At 58.5% G+C, this 20,917-nt stretch carries 10 protein-coding genes and 2 pseudogenes; 7 read left to right on the forward strand and 5 right to left on the reverse strand.

Going from position 1 to position 20,917, the window contains the following annotated elements; genetic code table 11:
* Nucleotides 1–467: 467 nt before the first annotated feature.
* Together AAFO90_RS20475 and AAFO90_RS20480 are read right to left on the reverse strand one after the other, a co-directional pair.
* Nucleotides 468–10,259, reverse strand: a complete 9,792-nt coding sequence (locus AAFO90_RS20475; RefSeq protein ID WP_347510564.1) for an FG-GAP-like repeat-containing protein — start codon at nucleotides 10,257–10,259, stop codon at nucleotides 468–470.
* A gap of 763 nt (nucleotides 10,260–11,022) precedes the next feature.
* The gene (locus tag AAFO90_RS20480) at nucleotides 11,023–11,697 is read right to left on the reverse strand and encodes a response regulator transcription factor (protein WP_347510565.1); all 675 of its coding nucleotides are present in this window, start codon (nucleotides 11,695–11,697) and stop codon (nucleotides 11,023–11,025) included.
* Between the two features lie 49 nt (nucleotides 11,698–11,746).
* Here AAFO90_RS20480 and AAFO90_RS20485 point away from each other — a divergent pair, with 49 nt between their 5' ends.
* Nucleotides 11,747–12,997 (forward strand): IS256 family transposase, encoded by a 1,251-nt coding sequence (locus AAFO90_RS20485; RefSeq protein WP_347510566.1) that lies wholly within the window; start codon nucleotides 11,747–11,749, stop codon nucleotides 12,995–12,997.
* 243 nt (nucleotides 12,998–13,240) lie between these two features.
* Here AAFO90_RS20485 and AAFO90_RS20490 read toward each other — a convergent pair whose 3' ends face one another.
* Entirely contained in the window at nucleotides 13,241–13,540 is a 300-nt protein-coding gene (locus tag AAFO90_RS20490; protein ID WP_347510567.1) for a DUF1153 domain-containing protein, read from the reverse strand.
* 850 nt (nucleotides 13,541–14,390) lie between these two features.
* Between AAFO90_RS20490 and repA the strand changes: the two genes are divergently transcribed.
* From repA to AAFO90_RS20510, 4 genes and pseudogenes are all read left to right on the forward strand, one after another.
* Complete coding sequence (gene repA / locus AAFO90_RS20495) at nucleotides 14,391–15,566, forward strand: plasmid partitioning protein RepA (RefSeq protein ID WP_347510568.1); 1,176 nt, start codon at nucleotides 14,391–14,393, stop codon at nucleotides 15,564–15,566.
* The gene (repB, locus tag AAFO90_RS20500) at nucleotides 15,566–16,528 is read left to right on the forward strand and encodes a plasmid partitioning protein RepB (protein ID WP_347510569.1); all 963 of its coding nucleotides are present in this window, start codon (nucleotides 15,566–15,568) and stop codon (nucleotides 16,526–16,528) included. The genes repA and repB overlap by 1 nt, the downstream gene beginning before the upstream one ends.
* Nucleotides 16,529–16,712: 184 nt before the next feature.
* On the forward strand, nucleotides 16,713–17,888 hold the full coding sequence (gene repC / locus AAFO90_RS20505) for a plasmid replication protein RepC (RefSeq protein WP_347510570.1): 1,176 nt from the start codon (nucleotides 16,713–16,715) through the stop codon (nucleotides 17,886–17,888).
* An 815-nt stretch (nucleotides 17,889–18,703) separates the two neighbouring features.
* Nucleotides 18,704–19,115: pseudogene (locus AAFO90_RS20510) on the forward strand (integrase); the annotation flags it as partial.
* A gap of 18 nt (nucleotides 19,116–19,133) precedes the next feature.
* On the opposite strand, the gene AAFO90_RS20515 reads toward AAFO90_RS20510, so the two are convergent.
* Nucleotides 19,134–19,442, reverse strand: coding sequence for a type II toxin-antitoxin system RelE/ParE family toxin (locus tag AAFO90_RS20515; RefSeq protein WP_347510571.1), 309 nt, complete (start codon nucleotides 19,440–19,442; stop codon nucleotides 19,134–19,136).
* A complete protein-coding gene (locus tag AAFO90_RS20520; protein ID WP_347510572.1) occupies nucleotides 19,429–19,674 on the reverse strand; it encodes a type II toxin-antitoxin system ParD family antitoxin in 246 nt (81 codons plus the stop codon). The genes AAFO90_RS20515 and AAFO90_RS20520 overlap by 14 nt, the downstream gene beginning before the upstream one ends.
* Before the next feature lie 156 nt (nucleotides 19,675–19,830).
* On the opposite strand from AAFO90_RS20520, the pseudogene AAFO90_RS20525 reads away from it, so the two are divergent.
* Together AAFO90_RS20525 and AAFO90_RS20530 are read left to right on the forward strand one after the other, a co-directional pair.
* Nucleotides 19,831–20,040 (forward strand): annotated as a pseudogene (locus tag AAFO90_RS20525) (recombinase family protein); the annotation flags it as partial.
* Nucleotides 20,041–20,499: 459 nt separating this feature from the next.
* The gene (locus AAFO90_RS20530; protein WP_347510573.1) at nucleotides 20,500–20,850 is read left to right on the forward strand and encodes a MerR family transcriptional regulator; all 351 of its coding nucleotides are present in this window, start codon (nucleotides 20,500–20,502) and stop codon (nucleotides 20,848–20,850) included.
* The last annotated feature ends 67 nt before the right edge of the window (nucleotides 20,851–20,917 follow it).

Below are 20,917 nucleotides of genomic sequence, written 5' to 3' on the forward strand. Positions count from 1 at the left end.
CTCAAAACGGGCTCGAATATCGGCAGAAAGCGGGTTGGGCATGATCTGATCCTCCTGAACAGGATGAATCAGAAAAATAGCCCGCTGTGAATCCCCTTTGATTCAATGAAAGCTGGAACCGCTTTAGCAGGTGGTCTGACGGACCAGTGGATGGTTGAAACCTGCCGATGATTTAGGTCGAAAACTCTGTCGGTGCGGGTCTGAAAATGCGCCTGTTTCAGACCAAACAGTCCGATTTTGAAACCTGTTTCAGTCCGTTCGGTCTGCGGCGCCTATTGGCGGCTTTGCGCGAGCAGTTTTGAAAGGTTGGGCCGACCCGTCTTCACCTGACGGGTGGCGTTTCCTTTTGGTGACTTCCAGGATCCTGCATGGACATTCTATATGCGCGATTGCACCAGCCACCCAGGACACCTTCCCTTCCAACTTCCAGAGCTCTGAAACAAAGGCACGGTCTCCTGAGGCTTCTCTCAGAAGTTAAAGTCATCGACGATTGCAAGACTGATCTCCAGCCCCTCCGCGCGAGCAGTAGTATCATCGAATACGGACAGTTGCCCTGCGTTATCGCCAATGATGAAATCAGGATCGCCGTCTCCATCAAGATCTGCGAACACCGGGTTGGCATATTGTCCGACATCCACACCATCGAACGGGTCATTCAGGGCGGACATCAACGCAAAGCCGGTAGCGGTATTCTCGAAGGCCGTGATCTGTCCAGCGTTATTACCGATGAAAAGATCGAAGTCGCCATCTCCGTCGATATCGGCAAATGCGGGCGTAGCATAGGAGCCGACATCGATGCCTCCCAGCGGGTTGGCGGTCCCGGTGACTTCGTCAAAGCCGGACCCTGTGTTACGAAAGACACTCAACTGTCCAGATCCATTACCGACCACCAAATCGAGATGATCATCACCGACCAAGTCCACAAAGGTCGGCGAAGCGTAGAAGCCGACATCGATGCCGTCCAACGGATTCGAGGTGCCGATCAGCTCTGCAAAGCCAGCACTGGTGCTGCGGAATGCGCTCAACTGACCGGATCTGCCGCCAATTACCATGTCTAGATTCTCATCGCCATCCAGATCCACGAATGCGGGTGCAGCATAGGAGCCGATATCGATCCCATCCATGGGATTTTCCGTACCAGTCAATTCGAGAAAATCGGAACCGGTATTGTGAAATACGCTTAGCCGTCCGGATTTATCGCCAACGACCATGTCGAGATGATCATCACCATCCAGATCAATGAATGCAGGGGCGGCGTAGTAGCCGACATCGATGCCACCCAGCGGGTTCGCCGCGCCGGTCAGGGCGCTGAAGGACAACACCCCAGACAGCGTACTGCCGCCAAGACCGTTGCCACCGGCATCGACCACATTGAGGACAAGGCTACGTTCCGGGGTCGGAGTCGCGCTGTTGTTGGCATAGCTGAGGTTCTCGATCAGTGCCTCAACCGCCGGGCTTGTGGTCGTGTCGTTGAACACCACCATCAGGGTCGTACCCTGTCCGCCCGACAGCGTCCCGATCGCCTCGCCGCCATAGGACACGACCGAGCCGGACACCCCGATCTGTCCTGCCGCAGTGCCGGTATCGCGTACCGAGATGATATCCTCGGCTAGCAGGCCGCTGACGCTCAGATACCCGCCGGAGAAGGCACCGGTAAGGTTCATGTAGGTGACATCACCATCCAGAAGCTGCTGCGCACCACCGCTGACCGCATCCCTAGCGAAGGTCACGGACTGGGACAGCTGATCCAGAGCCTGGGTCCCATCAAGGGCGGTGATGTCGACGGACACAGCCCCGAGCGCGACCACTCCTGCACCGTCATCGATACTAACCGTAATGTTGCTTGCGCCCTCCCCCGCCACGCCGACGGGGCCAGTGAAAGTGATCCGCGCCGGATCCGTCAGCCAGGCGTTGAGCGCCTCTGCGGTTCCGGTGAGATTCAGCGTCGCGCTGCCGGCGCCGGACACCACGACCTCCGCGCCATTCACCGCCGACAGTGTGCCGCTGGCAGCCGTCAAGCGGATCGTCAGCATGTCACCGTCAGCATCAGCGACATCGAAACTGCCGAGATCAAGCGCCGAGGCGATGGCTTCGTACACAGAGACGCTGCCGGGCAGACCGCTGGCTGTCGGGGCGTCATTCACCGGGGTGATGTCAAGGCGCAGGGTGCCAAGCGTGACCGGACCGCTGCCGTCGTCGAGTGTCACAACGAGATTGTCTGCGGCCGCGCCGGCAGCATTGGCTGCACCGGTATAGGAGAGAAGGCCAACAGAGGAGCCGAGCCAGGCGTTCAGGGCCTCCTGCTGACCACGCAGGGTCAGCTGTCCGGTCCCGTCTCCGATCACCGTCACGCCCGTTGCCGCTGCCGCCGACAGGGTTCCGGCCTGCGCCGCCACGACTAGGGACAGGGTGTCGCCGGTATCGGCATCCTCCAGCGTGAGCGGTGACAGATCCAGCGCCGTTGCGCTATCTTCTAGCACCGTCGCCGACAGGGGCAGGCCGTTGCCTCGCGGAAGATCGTTGACGGCTGTCAGATCGATGCCGACCGTTCCCAAGGGGATTTCGGCGAGAGGATCGAGCAGGGTCACCCCGATCTGCACCACCGCCGATCCTGACAGGTTCTCAGGACCCGTGTAGCGCAGATTGGCCGGTGTATCGAGCCAGACGTTCAGGGCTGTTGCGGTCCCGCTGAGGAGCACCGTCCCGGCACCGCCCGCTGCGACGGTGACGCCCGCGCCTGTGACCGCCGATAGCGTCCCAGCCGAGGCCTCCAGCCGGAGACCGACAAGTTCGCTGCTGTCCGGATTGTCGATGCTGAGCGCCGAGAAATCGAGGCTCGACGGAGTATCCTCGAGCGCCGTCGCCGTGGCAGGCAGCCCGCTGGCGCTTGGCAGATCCGTCGCCCCGACGATATTGATCCTGACATCATCCAGTATCGTGGTCTCCGTTCCGTCTTCCAACGTGATGCTCAGGCTATCCGCCGCCACGCCGCGGATACCGTCGCCGCCGGTGTAGGAGATCCGGTCCTCTTCCAGGAGCCTGTTCAGAGTGGCGACCGGGCCCTGCAGCGTAAGGACCCTGCTGCCGGATCCGAGAACAGCAATATCCGGGAGACCGTCGGTTTGCAGGCTCCCCTGCGACACCGAAAGGGTCACCGTCAAACTGTCGCTATCGGGATCGGCAAGGGTCAGCCCAGAAAGAGCCAAAACCGTCGCGGTTTCTTCGACGACACCAAGGTTGGCCGGAATGCCGGTGCCGGTGGGCGCATCGTTGACTGCGGTCACAGTAACGTCGATCGTCCCCAAATCCGTCGCGGCGCGCCCGTCGGACAGCGTCAGCATCAATTGTGCCGCCGCATCCCCCGACACTTCGGCGGTGCTGGTGAACAGGATGTTCGACGGGTCTGCCAGATAGCTGTGCAGCTCCGCCGACGCGCCGGTCAGGGTGATCACCCCGGTGCCGGAGCCGGCAACAGACACCCCGGTGCCGTCCGGCGCAGCAAGATAGCCGCTCGAGGCTGTAATCGTCAGGGACAGGGGGGTGTCCGCGTCGATATCTGCCAAGACAAGAGGGGACAGATCGACAGCGGCTGCGGTATCTTCATTTGCCGCCATGCTGAGAGGCAGGCCGCTGCCCGTCGGCGCATCGTTTATAGGGGCAATGTCTATGGCTGCGGTGCCTAGAACGATGAAACCGCTGCCATCATCGACACGCAGGGTCAGACTGTCTGCCGCCTCCCCCGAGGCATTGGCCACGCCGGTATATTGCACGTGCAGCGGGTTCTGCAGATAGGTGTTGAGCGCCGTCACCGTGCCCGACAGCGTGACGTTTTTCGTGCCCGACCCCGACACGGAAACTCCGGTTGCCGCGCTGGCCGACAGGCCTCCCTGCGCGACGGTCAGCAGCAGCACGGCGTTTGTCGAATCCGGATCCGAAAGCACGAGTCCCGAAAAATCGAGGCTGGATGCGACATCTTCCGACACGCTCAGCCTTTGCGGAAAATCCGCTGCGAAGGGCGTATCATTTTCCGGCGTAACCGTCACCTCGATGGAAAACGCCTGCGCCATCTGGGTCGTGTTCTCGATGATGTCCAGTTGGCCCTGGCTGTTGCCGATGACGGCATCTAGATCCCCATCGCCGTCGATATCGCCCAGACCGAGGCTACCGGAGGAGCCGATATCGATCCCCTCGAAGGGATTTGCCGCGCCGGACAGCTGCACGAATCCGGCGGCGGTATTTTCAAAGCCCGTGATCTGCCCACTGTACTGCGCGACAAACAAATCCGCATCGCCGTCATAATCGTAGTCGAAGAAGACCGGCGCGCTGCGGGCGCTGACATCGATACCCGCGAACGGGTCCTCGGAACCCTGCAGTTCGGCATAGCGGGCCTCGGGAAAGGCCGCGAAGGCGCCTCCTGTATTCTCGAAAGCGGTCAACTGTCCCACTCTGTCACCGAGGATCAGGTCCTGATCGCCATCCCCGTCGATATCGGCAAACGCCGGGTTGCTGTAGGAACCGATATCGATGCCATTGAACGGATCGTCTGTGCCCGTCAGCGCGATATAGTCTGAGCCGAAATTCTGATAAGTCACGAGCTGGCCAAGGCTGTTGCCCACCACCAGATCCATGTCGCCGTCCCCTTCAAGGTCGACGAAGACTGGCGCGCTGTAGCTGCCGACATCGATCCCGGCAAGCGGGCTGTCGCTGCCGGACAGGGCCTGGAACCCACTGTCCGTGGCGGCAAACACCGTAATCCTGCCACGGCTGTCGCCGACCACCAGTTCGGCGGCTCCGTCGCCGGTCAGATCGACAAATGCAGGCGTCGCATAGCGGCCCACGTCAATGCCGCTCAGGGGGTTTGCGGTATCGGACAGGAGCGAGAAACCGGTCGCGGTCACCTCGGTGCTGGTCAGGCCAACCCCCGTCGCGTCAGTAATCTCGATGTGCAGATCGCGCCTGCCGGTCGGTGCATCGCTGCCATTGGCGTAGGTGAGGTTCTGCACCAGGGCATCTACGGCGGAAGAGCTTGCCGCCGCGTTGAACAGGATCGTCAGAGACTGACCGTCGCCCGAGAGCAGCGTCCCAATTGGGATGCCGCCATAGGTGACCTCCTGGTCCGAGGTACCGATGATCGCCCGCAAGCCGATCTGACCCGGGCCCGTGCCCTCATTGCGCAGGGAAAGGACATCTTCAGGCAAGAGACCGGTCACGCTCAGCTGACCGCCGTCAAAATTGTTGGTAACGCTGATGAAGGTGGCATCGGGGACCAGGCGCTGCGGGGCGGTATTGACCTCATTCTCGAAGAAGGCGACCGTAGACGCCAGATTTGTCAGCGTGTTGCTGCCGATCCCGGGGGCGATATCGATGTTGACGGTGCCAAGGCCGATGTCGCCGCTACCGTTGCCATCATTGAGCGTTACTTGGAGCTGCGCGGCATCATCGCCGCTCGCAGTTCCATCCGAATTGACGAATTGGATCCGGCTGCTGTCGGACAGGTAGGCGTTCAGGGCAGCGGCGGTCCCGCTGAGCACCAGCTGGCCGCTGCCCGAACCGGAGACTTGCACATCGGGAGAATCCGTGGCCAGCAAGCTACCGCTAGAGGCGTCCAGACTCAGCGCGCACATATCAGTCTCATCGGGATCCGTCAGGACCAGCGTGCTCAAGTCCACGGCGGACCGGATCGAGAAATGGACCGAAATGTCATCTGGCAGACCCGTTGCATAGGGCAGGTCATTTTGTGCCGTGACATTGACTGCCAGCGCGACTCCTTCCGCCGTGGTGTTGCGATAGAGGGTCAGGTCGCCATTACGGTTGCCGACTACCGCATCGAGGTCCCCGTCATTATCGATATCGACAAAGGTCGGCGCGGCCCCGGCGGCCAAGTCAATCCCGGAGAAGAACGCCTCTTCGAGCCCCCCCACGAAGCCGGAATAGACCCCTGTGTTCAAAAAGGCGCTCAGGCCCCCTTCTGCGTTGCCAAGAAGCAGATCGGCGGCCCCATCCCCATTGACATCCCCGAAAGCGGGATTGGCAGTCGCCCCCACATCAATCGCCTGCGCGGCCGCTGAAACCGTGCCTGTGACCCCGCTTTCCAATGTGCCCAGACGGATCGACGGGCCGACGTCTGCGCCGGTTACGATGACATCGAACCCATGAGAAGCGGTGGTGTCGGTCGTGTCGGTAACAGTGATGTTATAGCTCAGGGTGGCGGTCTCGCCGTCAGCGAGATAGGCAAAGACATCGCTGCTCAGTGCTAGGGACCAGTCAGTCGTGTCAGCATCCTGATGCGTCAGGGACAGCAAACCGGCGAGGTCGGCCTCTGACAGATACGGATTCGCGCTGCCGCTTTGCACTACACTGACGTCTGCAGAAGCTAGTTCCGTCAGATCCACCGTGGCAAAGGTAAGACTGCCAACACCGCTCAATGTATTCTGCAGGAAGGGGTCCCAGAAAGTGCCCGGCTTCACGAAGCCAGCACCAGTCCTTTCATAGACGTGCAGCTGGCCGTCTTCGCCGCCGGCCACGAGATCCATATCGCCGTCTTGGTCGAGGTCGACGAAGGCCGGTTTGGAATTGCTGCCGATATCGACGCCGAAGAGCGGGTTCGCGGTGCCTGTCAACTGGCTGAACCCTGTCGCGCTCCCCTGATAGACATCGAAACGGCCGAGGTTGCCACCGACGACCAGATCGATGCTGCCATCAGCGTTCAGATCAACAAAAGCCGGGCTGCTGCGGGCCCCTACATCGATCCCGGCCAGCGGGTTGGCGGTAAAGGCTGCAAAGTTGCCTTCGTTGTTCTGATAGGCAGTCAGCTCCCCATCCACATCGCCGACAACCAGATCGAGATCGCCATCCCCGTCAAGATCCACAAAGGCCGGATCGGTATTGATTCCGAAATCAACTCCCGCAAAGGGATTGTCCGCCTCTGCCACCGCCGTGAAACCGATGGCGATGCCGGAACTAATCCCCAGGCCGTTGCCGTCGCTGTCGGAGATATTAATATAGAGATCGTGGCTTGCCACCGGGGCATCAGTGACCTGCCGATAGTTCAAGGCATTGATGACGGCCTCTACACCCGCCGTGGTCGCCTTCGCATTGAAGGTGATGATCAGGTCTGTGCCGGCCCCCCCTGCCACGCTGCCAATGGCGGAGCCATTGTACAGCACGAAACGGGTCGTGCTGCCGGTAACCTCGACGCCGCCCGCTTCGCCGATTGTGACAACATCCGCCGCGACCAGGCCGGAGACTGTCAGAATGCTGCTTGCAAGGGTGCCGTCCACATCGTTCAGGCTGGCCGTCAGGTTAAGCGGCTGGGCGCTTGTGCTCACCTCCTCCTCGGCAAAGGTGACGGATGCCGGCACGTTCCCGAGCACCGGCGCATCCGGCATTGGCTTCAGGTCGATCGAGAGCGTTCCAAGGTCTATCGTCACAGGGCCGTCATCGGTGGCACTGGCGCTCAGGATGACGGCGTCGGCCCCGTTCACGTCAGGCGGACCGGTAAATCGCACAGCGCCCGGATCGCTTAGGTAGGTTACAAGATCCGCCGCCATGCCGGTCAGAGTGAGTGTCCGCCCGCCATCCGACACGGTCGCGATCACATCATCGATCCCGTCCTCATCCAAGTCCTTGTCGTCGGCGGCTAGAAACCCGTCCGTTACAGAGAGTACCAGGTCGATGCTGTCGTAAATATCGGGGTCCACGATCGACAGGGCTGACAGATCGATTCGGCCCGTTATATCTTCGAGAACGGTCGCCCGCACCGGCAGGCCGCTGCCACTCAGAGGATCGTTCTGCAGCGTATTATTGACCAGCGCATCATGGATTTCCGGATCTACGTCGCCGAGCGAGGGGTAATCCTCAACGTTGCCATCGCCATCGACCAGGTTGAACGTAACCGTGCGACTGGCGGTCGGTGCATCCAGCGGATTGGCAAATTGCAGGCTTTCGATCAGCGCTTCGACCGCCGCATTGTCCGCCGCCGCGTTGAAACTGAACACAACTGGCGTCCGCACCCCGTCGCTTGCAGCGATGCCGCCAGACATCGTTGCAAAGACCATGCCTTCGTAGGAAATCTCGCTGCCGACGACGCCGATCTGGCCGACCCCGCCGCCCTGATCCTCGACCCGAACATAGTCTTCGTTGAGCAGACCAGAAACCGTCAGGGAGCCGCCGCTGTAATTTTCCTCGGGATCGTAGACCGCGAAAGCATCAGGGTCCGTATCCGGGTTACCGATCAACGGAACATAGTCCGCGTTGATGATATTTTCCTCAAGGGTGATCGTGCTGTGGAAATTGCTGAATTCGGGCGCGTCATTCTCCGCATTGACCGTGACCAAGAGGCTGGCTGCGGTCGTCGCGTTCTGATCATCGGTAACGGTGAATGTCAGGGTGCGCTCAGACGTCGGCAGATCGCTGGTGTTCTGATAGGTCAGGTTTTGCAGCAGCGCATCCACGGATGCACTTGTTGCCGCGGAATTCAGGGTGATGGTCAGCGTGTTGCCCACGCCGCCCGACAGCGCACCGATCACGATGCCCTCATAGGAAACCAGCGTGCCATCGAAACCGATCTGGCCCGCCGCATTGCCCTGATTGGCAAGCGAGACTCGATCCTCCCCGAGCAACCCACTGACCACGACCGTGCCGCCGTCGTAATTGTCATCCGGGTCCACAAACGTCACGTCGGCATCAAGCAGGCGGGGCTCTGCGTTGACGGTATTCTCCTGATAGGTGACCCCAGCCGCAACGCCATTAAGGGTCGGCGCATCATTGGTGCCGGTCACCGTCACGACAACGTCCTGAGTGGCGGTTGCGCCGCTGTCATCGGTAACCGTCACCCGATAGGTCGTCGTGATAGTGTCGCCCTGAGCCAGAAAATCGAGGTCGAGATTTGCAGCTGAATATCCCCAGACCACCGTACCAGGGGCCGACTCGCCACTGGCGCCCAGGCTAAAGCCATCTTCCAGTGCGGTCTGAAGGCTGCTGTCGATCGTGCCCCGGCTCCAGCTCGCCCGCACGAGAACTTCACTCGAAACCGCAATCGTGTCACTGGCGTCGATATCGTCAAAGGACAGGGTGCCACTTTGGCTCAGTGTCTGGCTCGCGGCATCCACCGCCTCGGTAAACCCGAAATCCGCAATAGCGCTGGTGATCACCGGCGCATCGTTGGTGCCGTCGATGGAAATCACGACGTCCTGGGTGTCCTGCGCGCCGCTGTCATCGGTGACCGTGACCTGATAGGTCAGCGTCAGCGTCTCTCCGTCATCAAGATAGTCAAAGGCATCCGTGCCGGCGTCGAAGCTCCAGGTCAGGTTGTTCGTGTCTGCCGGGTCCGCAGTGGCGCTGGCCGTGACCGTGAAGAGCGCCGCTGCCTCGACATCGCTGAGCCCGCCCGCAGTCACTCCGGTCTGCGCGACCGTCACGCTGGTGGTGACGCTGTCCGAGACATCCACGTCCCGGACCGTCAGCGTATCCGTTGCACTCAGCGCGCCTTCGGTTTCCGTAAGGTTCGCTGAGGCACCGTCCCCGGTCTCCAGGCTCAGGATCGGCGCATCGTTGGTGCCGCCGATGGAAATCACGACGTCCTGGGTGTCCTGCGCGCCGCTGTCATCGGTGACCGTGACCTGATAGGTCAGCGTCAGCGTCTCTCCGTCATCAAGATAGTCAAAGGCATCCGTGCCGGCGTCGAAGCTCCAGGTCAGGTTGTTCGTGTCTGCCGGGTCCGCAGTGGCGCTGGCCGTGACCGTGAAGAGCGCCGCTGCCTCGACATCGTTGAGCCCGCCCGCAGTCACTCCGGTCTGCGCGACCGTCACGCTGGTGGTGACGCTGTCCGAGACATCCACGTCCCGGACCGTCAGCGTATCCGTTGCACTCAGCGCGCCTTCGGTTTCCGTGAGGTTCGCTGAGGCACCGTCCCCGGTCTCCAGGCTCAGGACCGGCGCATCGTTGGTGCCGCCGATGGAAATCGTGACGTCCTGTTCTGTTCCATCCGCCGTAACCGCCGTGAAACTGTCAGTAAGCGTCTCACCGTCATCAAGCGACTGGATGGCTGTCTGGCTATTGTCCGCAGTATAGTTCCAGTCCCCTGCAACCGAGAGAGTGAAGGAGCCATATAGCCCGGCTGTCGCGATTTGCTCGGCAAAAACGGATTCGCCAGCATCCGGATCAGATACCGTCAGCGTTCCGGAAATAGTCAACGGGTTCGAGGCATCCTCGAAGACGTCACCCGAGATATCTCCACCAACGATTGCGTTCTGGACCATGATCACACCAATGCTGAATTGTTCTACACAATACTAAACAGCGTGAGAGGGGATCGAAATCTATCGAACGATAGCGGTCTGCCCTGCGGCCCGGGCCAAGCGACCATCGAGTTCCGAATGTTGCCAGGCGAGTCTGATGCAGTTTTTTATACTTCGCAGTTTCGCAGATCTCTTTCGTATTGTCAGCACTATCCGCGAATGGCAACCTTCGTCGGTATCCAGGGCTTGCCGAAGTCCGCAGAACAAAGCGTCCCAGTACTGTTTTGAATGTGGCCCAGCCTTGCTTGATCGTTTGCAGGCGTAGGTCTTTGGACGAGCAGTTGGGCCGCGGCAAACCGTCATCAACCCAGACCTTACAGTGATCCAAATGCGACACAGGCTGACTAAGTGAAAATCGATAGATATCTTGTCTCAAGCACTGAAGAATGATTTGTCGCTGACAGCCGGAGCCTCCGCTGTTTTACAACAGCTCCTGCCGATCACTGCTCGATCACGTCGTACTCCGGTTATACCTTACCACGCCAGTTCCCGCACTGGCGTGGTTTTTTACCGAGAACAACTTGCTTGTTGACCGTACCGACAAAAACCGCTCTCGGGTTACGCCTAATTGCTTATTGCCATTTGCGGTTACCGGAGGCGCAGCCGACAGTCACGGCCCCGAGCACTCCGCATGACTTCAGCGCGTCATCGTAGGATAACCAGTTCGCAGTCATGTGCTTCATGGACACCCGACCAATCATGTCTCACGGCACCTGGTCAGGATTCACGCGGTGAGTCCCTCGCCCATTTTACACAGCAGAGCCCTACTCGTGCTAACTTCCAGAACAAACCCCTGCCCCCAAACGGTCACAAGTCGGAGGGTTCCATTGAACGTCCCCGCGAGCTTTTTACGCAGCCTGTACGCGTAGGCATCGATGATATCCTCTTGCGGGGTGTTCTTTTCCGCGTACATCCGGGTCAGGAGCATCTGGCGCGTCACAGTTTTTCCCACGTGTCGGATCATAAGCTCCAGAAACAGATACTCTGTCCGACTTAGAACCATCTTGCGCCCATCGGACATCACGGTGCGGGCCTCTGGATCCAACGAAATGCCTCCTGCTTTAATCCTGGGGCCCATTGGAGTGCGCACGCGTCGGCCCAAGGCACGGATCCGAGCGGGTAATTCCCTGAGAACAAATGGCTTGGACAAAAAGTCATCGGCACCAAGTTTTAAGCTTTGTACCTTGGTATCCAGATAGTCATTCCCCGACAAAACGAGGACGAGCGTATGGTTCTCGTTAGATCTTACGTAGCGCAACATTTCGAGACCCGTCATGCCGGGCAAACCGAGATCCAGCACAATCAGATCAAAGAGCTCTTGGTTCAGCAAGGAGAGGCCCTGTTCAGCAGATGGAGGAACGCGCGAAAGTTGGTGATGCCCTGAGGGGCGGCATATCAAGGCGGTGTCGAGTCGCCGTCAATTCTCTGCTGAGAAAAGGATATGCCACATGCCAAAGACTACCATCAACCAACTGCCCGATCCATCGGGATTTAGCTCCGACCCTTTCACTGACGTTCTGCGCGATGGCGCGCGCAAGCTGATCGAACAAGCGATCCACGCTGAGCTGGCCACACTCATGGCGGCCTTTTCGAAGGAAAGGCTCGAGGACGGGCGGGCGCGTCTGGTCCGCCATGGTCACCTGCCGGAACGCGAGGTGATGACCGGCATTGGTCCAGTGCCAGTGAAGGTGCCGCGTGTCCGTGATCGGGGTGCTGGCGACGATAAGATCACCTTCACTCCCAGCATCCTGCCGCGGTATCTGCGTAAGGCAAAGTCGGTCGAGGAGCTGCTGCCGTGGCTTTACCTCAAGGGCGTGTCCACAGGCGACTTCAGCGAGGCTCTGGAGGCTCTGCTTGGCCCGAATGCCAAGGGCCTGTCTGCCAAGACCGTCACCCGGCTGAAGGCCGACTGGTGGAAAGACTACGAGGCTTGGCAGAAACGTGACCTCGGCAACCGACGCTTTCTCTACATCTGGGCGGACGGGGTCTACTTCAAACCGCGCATGGCCGAGGAAAAACAATGTGTTCTGGTGATCGTCGGGGCGGACGAATACGGCCGCAAGGAACTGCTGGCGATGACCGACGGCTTCCGCGAAAGCACCCAAAGCTGGCGCGAGGTGCTGCTCGATCTCAAGCGCCGCGGCCTGAAGCAGGACCCAAAATTGGCTGTTGGCGACGGCGCCCTGGGGTTCTGGACCGCGCTGCGCGAGGTATTCGCCACGACGCGGGAGCAGCGTTGCTGGGTTCACAAGGCCATGAACGTGCTGAACGCGCTGCCGAAATCCAGCCAGGCCAAGGCGAAGGCGCATCTGCACGACATCTGGCAGGCCGCGACGAAGGCCGAAGCCAACATCGCCTTCGATTTTTTCGTCGAAACATACGGTGTGAAATGGGACAAGGCGGCGGCCAAGCTGGTCAAGGACCGCGACGCGCTGCTGACCTTCTACGACTACCCGGCAGAACACTGGAAGCACATCCGGACGTCAAATCCGATCGAAAGCACCTTCGCCACCGTCCGGCATCGCACGAAACGCACCAAGGGATGCCTCAGCCGCAAGACCGGTCTGGCCATGGCGTTCAAGTTGATGATGTCGGCGCAGAAGAAATGGCGCAAACTCGACGGCCGGAACCGCCTGCCCGAGATCATCCAAGGGGTTGAGTTCCGCGACGGCCTCCGCCAACTTCAAGCTGCCGCCTGATCAGGCGTCACCAACTTCTGCGCATATCTCCAGCAGATGGGACCGCTCGCACTTCAAAAGACTCGCCTTGCAACAGGTTCGAAAGGACCTGCCGCGTGGAGGTATCATCTTCGATAACCAGGATGTTCATGACCATTCCAAAATCTCAACCCTACCGCAAGCCGCTAGGGGGCAATCAATTAAAGCAACTCGGCTCTGGAGTTTATGCGGTCACCAGGCATGCAAAAGGCGGCGAGTGAATGCTCAGCTGTATACCCGCAATCGGGTCACTTTCAGCGCGTCAGCCCCATGTGTCTGAGCTGCGGATATCCAACTTCGAAGCTCTTGATCGCTGAGTTGGTAACAGCGCTTGGCCTCTTCCTGCGGAAGCAACCCGTACAGCACCCCCAAAACGACGGCCTCCTTACGAGAAGCGGTCCAGCGTTTGGTGCTTCGCGGAGGCAGGTCCTCCCGCGTCATGACAGTGCCGTCCTCAAGCGTAATGGTTCGAGGTGGCGAAACCTTCTGGTGGAACATGTGAACCTCATAAAACATACATTTCATTTGTATATCAGCTCACTACAAAGTTGAAATCATCACAAAATCAATAGGCGGAATAATGCCTTTTATTGTAATTTTCTCACCAGATCACGCTATGGCTGTGTGTGAACAGCGCCAACCTGATCTAACGGCATCTGCTGCCACGTGCGAACAGGATACAGGCAGCCAGGAGAGGACATAGACATCCGTGCCGCTCACACGTTCTTCAAGAAACGAATGACCGGCGCGGAAACCATCATCGTGAACAACGTCAGTATTGTCCCCTACTCCGCTCATAGAGTGTTGGAGCGTTCCGCAGACTCTTCTGCTTGCAGATATTGCCGTTGCACCATTCCATGGAAAATCCTTGGCTACGACAACCGCCTCTTTGGGCTTTCTCCTGAGAAAAGACCCAAGGCCATCGTGTCCATATCTGCAGGCAGCGCGAAGCGGACAGCCTGACGGACGCCTCTGGAGTGCCCTGACACCATCCCGACGGAAGGTTCCGGGGTTGCCTCCCCCCACAAAATGAGACACCCGTGCTTTAGCAACGGCGTCTGCGTCACTCAGTGTCAGCGGCCCGCACAAAGCGCGTCAAGCGGGAGGTTTACCATCTTGCCCCCCGTTGCGCAGATTTATGCTTTCCCTTGCTTGATGCGCAAACGGCAGTTTCACACAAAGGTCGATGAAACCGTGTCCCACTGGCCTGCCTGAACGTGTATGCATTGTGACCAGAACCACCCAAAACACGAAAGAAAAGCAGCTATTTTGGACATTGGGCACGAATCTGTTGCCAAACGGCCTTCCCTCGGCATAAAAAACGGTAAATACAGCTCTGGCGAAAAAGAGCGTTACCAAGAAGCGGCAAACGACAGTGACAGATTCCATTACTATAAATCAACGTATTCGCGACAACGCCGATAGGTTGATGGCAGCGCTCGAGAGCCACATGCTCAAGAACTTTGCGCCTGATGCGCGCAAGGAACTGCGGTTGTTCAGCGCCGGCGAGGCGGCAGAACTGCTTGGAATTTCCGCCAGCTTTCTACGCAAGCTGCATTTTGACGGGCGCATTGCCGATGTCCATACCACACCGGGAGGCAGGCGCCACTACTCGGCCGAGGATCTTCTTGCAATTCGCGAGACTCTGGAAAGCGCGGCTAAGGCCCCCGGAACCTACCTGCCGGGACGGCGCGCGGGGGACAAGGTTCAGGTGCTGTCCTTCCTGAACTTCAAGGGCGGTTCGGGGAAGACCACCAGTTCGATCCACACTGCGCAGCGCCTAGCCCTGAAGGGGTATCGCGTGCTGGCGGTGGATATCGACCCGCAGGCCTCGCTGACGACTTTGTTCGGTTACCGACCGGAGTACGATTTCCTCGACTCCGGCACGATTTATGACGCCATACGCTATCAAGACCCCCTGCCCCTGCGCCAGGTGATACAGAAGACCTACTTCACCGGAATAGATCTCGCGCCGGCCGGCCTAATGCTGCAGGAATTCGAACATGAGACGCCACAGGCGCTGATCGACAATCTCCAGCCACCATTCTTTGCCCGGATGGCTGCAGTTCTGCAGGAGGTTGAGGCAGACTACGATGTGGTGCTCTTCGATTGCCCGCCACAGCTCGGGTATCTGACCATGTCAGCGCTTTGTGCTTCGACCGGGGTGCTGATCACCGTAGTGCCCAACATGCTCGATGTGGCCTCCATGTCGCAATTCCTACAGATGAGCGCAGATCTGCTGGATGTAGTAGGAAATGCAGGCGCCCAGATGGAATTCGATTTCCTACGCTTTTTGATCAACCGTTACGAGCCGAATGACGGTCCACAGCAACAGGTGGTCGCCTTTCTAAGGCAACTGTTCGGCAAAGAGGTGATGACTGCGCATATGCTGAAATCCACCGCGATTTCGGATGCAGGTCTGACCCAGCAAACCGTTTATGAAGTAGAGCGTTCGCAGTTTCATCGAAGTACGTACGACCGTGCGATAGATTCCCTCAATCAGGTGAATGAAGAGATTGAAACGCTCATCCAACATGCATGGGGTCGCTGATGGCACGCAAAGGGATCTTGAGTACTGATACCTCCTCATCCACGAGCCGGACCGAGGCAAAGGCACGGATGATGCCCCGTGGCGCCGTGGGCGCCTTACAATCTTCGCTGACGAAACTACAGGAAAACGCAGTACAGGAGATCGACCCGGCGCTGATCGATGACGCCGGCTTTGAGGACCGGCTTGGGCTGGACACTGCTGCCCAGAAGCACCTTGTCGAAAGCCTGCGTACCTATGGTCAGCAGGTTCCGGTCCTGTTGCGCCCGCATGCGAAACAGCCTGGAAGGTATGAAATCGTCTATGGCCGCCGCCGCCTCATGGCGCTTAAAGAGCTTGGCATGCCGGTCAAGGCCATGGTTCGGCAGCTGGATGATCACGCCCTGGTCATGGCGCAGGGGCAGGAGAACACTGCCCGCCAGGATCTTTCTTTTATCGAGAAGGCCTCTTTTTCCGCACAGCTTCAGGACGCGGGTTATGACCGTCAGACAATCGCGGCAGCCCTGTCGATCGACCTACCGATGGTCTCACGCATGCTGAAGGTGGGCACCGCATTCGATATGGAATTCCTGCGCCAGATCGGATCGGCGCCGACAATCGGCCGGGAGCGCTGGATGGCCTTGGTAAAGGCAATGGAAGACCAGGGCGCGCGTGGCCGCGCCGTTGCCTTCATGAACCGTCCAGAATTCTTACCGCTCTCTTCAGACGAACGGTTCGACGCGGTCCTGGCCCGGGCCCAAGGTGTAACCGAAAAAGCCAAAACAAAACCGCCAAAGACCTCTGCGCGCATCCTGCACGGACCGGATGGCGCTCCGATTGGTGACTTACGCCGCAGTACACGCGGCGTCACCCTGACAATCGGGTCCCGCAGCAGCGACGGCTTCGATGCATGGTTCGAGGCACATGCCGAGGCTTTGCTCAACGACCTTCACGCGCGCTTCAAATCCGAAGCCTCGGAAGACTGAACGACTGTAAGCAACCAACAGAAAAGGAGGCACGAACCCCGGCAAGAAAAAAGCCCCCCAGGACATACATCCCAGAAGGCTCATTTCAAACTTAGCATCTTTGAAATACCCCCTTCGACTCAGTTTTGTCAACTCTGTGTGTTGCACAGGGGCGGATGTTTTTTGCCTTTTCGTGAAAATTTACATGCAACATGCATCCCAAGCCGCCTTTGGGATGGCGGAGCCGTGCGCACTGCCCCCCGTGGACAAGTGGGACATCCTTGCGGCGCTGACCAAGGCAGCGCCTGGCTTTGGTCTGTCTCATCGCACGCTTTCCGTTCTCAAGGCCCTGATGACTTTTCATCCCGAACACTCGATTGCCGCCAACCTGGGTGGCGCAGTCGTCTTTCCATCAAACCGGAAACTGTCCGAACGTTTGAATGGCATGCCAGAAAGTACCCTGCGCCGCCATCTCGCCAAGTTGGTTGAGATGGGCGTTGTCAGTCGTCACGACAGTCCCAACCGCAAGCGCTATGCCCGGCGTATCGGGGCAGATCGCGCAGTTGCCTATGGTTTCGATCTTTCTCCTCTTGCCGTACACGCTCCCCAAGTTCAGGCCGCTGCAGCGGAAGCTGACCTGCGACACCAACGCGTTGGTGTCCTACGCGACCGCCTCGCGTCCCTGCGGCAACAACTCCTGGACAGCCCTCTTCCCGAGGACCCGGAGCGAGACAATGTGATCGAACTTGCGCGGCTGACACTACGCCGCCGTGCAAGCGAAGAGGATTTGGGAAGTCTCGTTGCACAGCTCCAACAAATTGCAGCCCAAATCCCCCCTGCCCCGGCTGTGGATAGCCCACTGTCTTCTTTGGCACCTGCAGAAAATCTGAGCGGCACAGACATGCAAAGTGAGCGGCACATACAGGAGTCAAATAGAAATGAATCTGACTCTGAAACACGAGCCTACGCAGATAGAGGACACCAGCCGAAAGCAACAGGAAAAGGCAAAGATACAGAGCTGCAAGACGTTCTCGCGGCCTGCAAAGAATACCGCCACTACTGCCCTGCCCCGATGCGATCATGGGAAGATCTTCAGAACAACGCATTGCGTTTGGTGCCGATGATGGGAATAGAAACACCCGTTTTCGCAGAGGCACAACATTCCATGGGCGGTCGTACCGCTGCCATGGTTATCCTTTGCATGCTTGAACGGATGTCTGAAATCCGCAGCCCCGGTGCGTATCTCAGGCGCTTGGCCCAAAAGGCGAAAGCGGGTCAATTTTCCGTTGCACCGCTCGTCAACGCCTTGCGCAACCGGACGGGATTGTCAGCTGACAATTTCGCGCACTGGGCGGATTCGGGGAATATGGAGCGTAATTGACCATTGTCTGATCTTCACAAGACCAGTCCACGCCCGCCGATCAGCATTCACTCCTCAGATCGCATAAGCTGCCGCCATATGGCCTTTCACGCCACACATGCTTTGGAAGGGATTCAAACAGATGTTAAATGAGAGCCTCCTGTCCATCAGGCCAACTTGTCTTCGAATTTTCGTATGTGCTCGCTCAGTAGTCATTGCGTTAGAAATGTGTACAGGCCACATCTTCAAAGAAATTGTCAGCTGACAATTTGCAATGGTCCAAGTACCGCGCGTGTCACAGAGCCTGCGATTGCAAAGGTCACGTGCGTCTCCCGCATCCACTCGCGGGCACCATGAATACGTAGCCATGTGCTATCCATGATCTGCATCATCGTGCCATTTGCTCAGCGTGTGTCCGGCACGATTGGAAGGGATTGTACCCGGCAGCAGACTGTCGAGTAATCGGACGCTGAAAGCTCCAGTTTCATGAGCTAAAGCAAACCGCGCACAAACCCTGACTTTGTCGAAGCTGAAGGCTGGGCTCCGCGCGCAGGGCCCGGCGAATTTCGACCACCAGGTCAGAGCATCTCTGTTGCCCCCCGCTCCCAGGAATATGCAGCGTGCGACCCAGACACCACATTCGCACTCACGGAGACCATCAAATCCCCGCCCTGCCGGAGTGTTTCATTCTGCTCGACCCAGTTCGTCACCCGGTACTTCACCTTCGCAAACTTACTCCACCGCGCCGCATTGAGTTTGACGGGCATCCCAGCATCCCGAAGTCAGATCATACGGCCAGCTACGAAACAGACCCGATCTGTCCAACACGCTTCCGTCTTCCACTGAACGCCAAGACCGGCTGGTGCGAGATCGAGATCTGTCGTGGCTCGAAGGACCAGACCTGTCCCGTGCCTGCGCTCAAAACATGACTGCACTTCGCAAAGTTCGACTTCGGCCCGGTGTTCATTTGGACCATCGCGGGATGGCAAGCACACCCTTGAGGCCCGACTTTCCCACACACACGTCGCACGGTGGAGAAAGGCGATCGTTCTGAAGAGTGGTGTGAGATCTGATCTGCCGAAAGCCGAACGGCTAGCAATGTTTTCCGCCCATTCCCTACATGCCGGGCTCGCTTCGTCGACAGAGAGTGATGAGCAGTATGTTCAAAAGCAACTCGGACATGCTTCAGCCGAGTTGACCCGGCGATACCAGCGCAGGCGTGACAGGTTCCGAGTGAACCTTACCTAAGCCGCGGGACTGTAATGCTCAGTCATCAAACAGATAGGCCATGAGCTTCTGGTTAGTATGCAATATTCGTATGATCTCGATCCCCCGCCCATTCATGCGGTAAATCATGAGATGAACTCTACTGGGATGAATGCGCACAGGGGGCGTGAATTCGCTTCGTTCTCGGGCCATCTCCGGAAATTCTGCAAGCAGGTCAAAGAGTGCGAACAGACCATCCACACAACGATCTGCCTGTTCAACGCCCCAATTGTCTGCGCCGTATTGCCAAGTGTCTGACAAGTCGGCTTCAGCGGCAGGTCGAATGACCCAACCGCTATTTTTTGGCATAATTCGCGCGCATCCGTGACTTGAATTTACCGCGGTCAAGTGGAACCGCCGATCCGCTGGAAAGGCCCGCATCGACAGAGAGCTGAATTTCGGCGATGATCTCATGCCGCGCGCGATCACGCCGGATCAGGTCGCGAACATAGTCACTGGAATTGGCATAGCGTCCGGTCTTTGCCCGTTCTTCGACCCATCTCTTCATCGGGTCCGGCAATGAAATATTCATGGGACCCATGATGATCCCCTTCCGTGCGGAGCGTATGGCAAAGTTTGCCAAACTGCAAGGGAAGGCAAAGCCTGCGGTGTCATCCTGTTGTTAAGTGACGTTATCTGAAACTGCGAGCGTACTCTTGCCTTTGCGCGCGCCAAAGGTCGCGTTGGTGGCAATCCCGTGCTTGGACGCGCTGGACGTCGCGAAACCGACGACCATCTGGCGGCGCTTGTCGCAGCAATCAAAGGTGATAACCCCAGGATCACCTTGCAGGCAATCTGCGACCGACTGGAAACCATGCGCGAGCGCACCCCTCGTGGGCGAACCATCTGGCAGCCGTCCTCTATCAGAATGCTGCTGGAGCAGGCAGAGCGCCTCCGACTCTACTAGGAGTGCCTGACAAGAACCATTTCGTTTTGCTCGACCATCAGTTCCCAGGATCATTACGCCATAGGCGCCTAAAGTCACCGAAATATCCAATCAAGGCTGAGGGTTAGCTCATCCGGTCAGCTAAACTCCTCCAGACGCCCGAGAGCGCAAAAACCAGACGTTTTCGTTCACAATCAGCAGGTTATCGGCAAGAGGCGGAGTGTCTTCGCATTGGTGTTGTGGATAACTTTTCCACTACATTTAGATTTTTCTTGCCGGATTCAGTCGTTCGTGGCATTTCCATTCTGACGGAAAAAAGCGTCAGACGTGGCTTCGACCGTCAGAACGATAAAGAGCCTTAGCAAAGGTCATGAGAGGCGGCAGAACATGGATGATCGAAATACGGGCTACGCGCTAGGCATAGGCTCTTCCGACATCGGAGCATTCGCAGACAGTCTTGCTGAGTCGCTTGACCGGCAGATGAAAATTGCATTCGAGCCAGAAGACCGCAAGTCCTTGCGCCGCTTCAGCTCGACCGAGGTCGCCGAGTTGCTGCGCGTTAGTACCTCGAACCTGCGCAACCGCCATAAAGATGGCAGCTTCCCAGAAGTTCACACTGACGGTCGCGGTCATAGGTTCTACACCGCCGAAGAAGTTGACGACCTCCGCAGCATTTTGGCGCGGACGGGTAAAAACGCTGATGCGTACCGACCGGGCCGCCGAGACGGCGACCGCCTTCAGGTCATTTCGGTCGTGAATTTCAAAGGCGGCGTCAGCAAGACAACGACCCCTCGTTACGGGTCGCCCGATAACGCCAGAAAAGCCCTGTAACGCCATAAGCTTAGAGACCACCGACCGATGATGCACACTACCCCCGCCGCGCCAACGATGAAAGATG

Origin of the sequence: Phaeobacter sp. CAU 1743, from assembly GCF_039839315.1 — a bacterium.
Taxonomy (GTDB): Bacteria; Pseudomonadota; Alphaproteobacteria; order Rhodobacterales; family Rhodobacteraceae; genus Phycobacter; species Phycobacter gallaeciensis_A.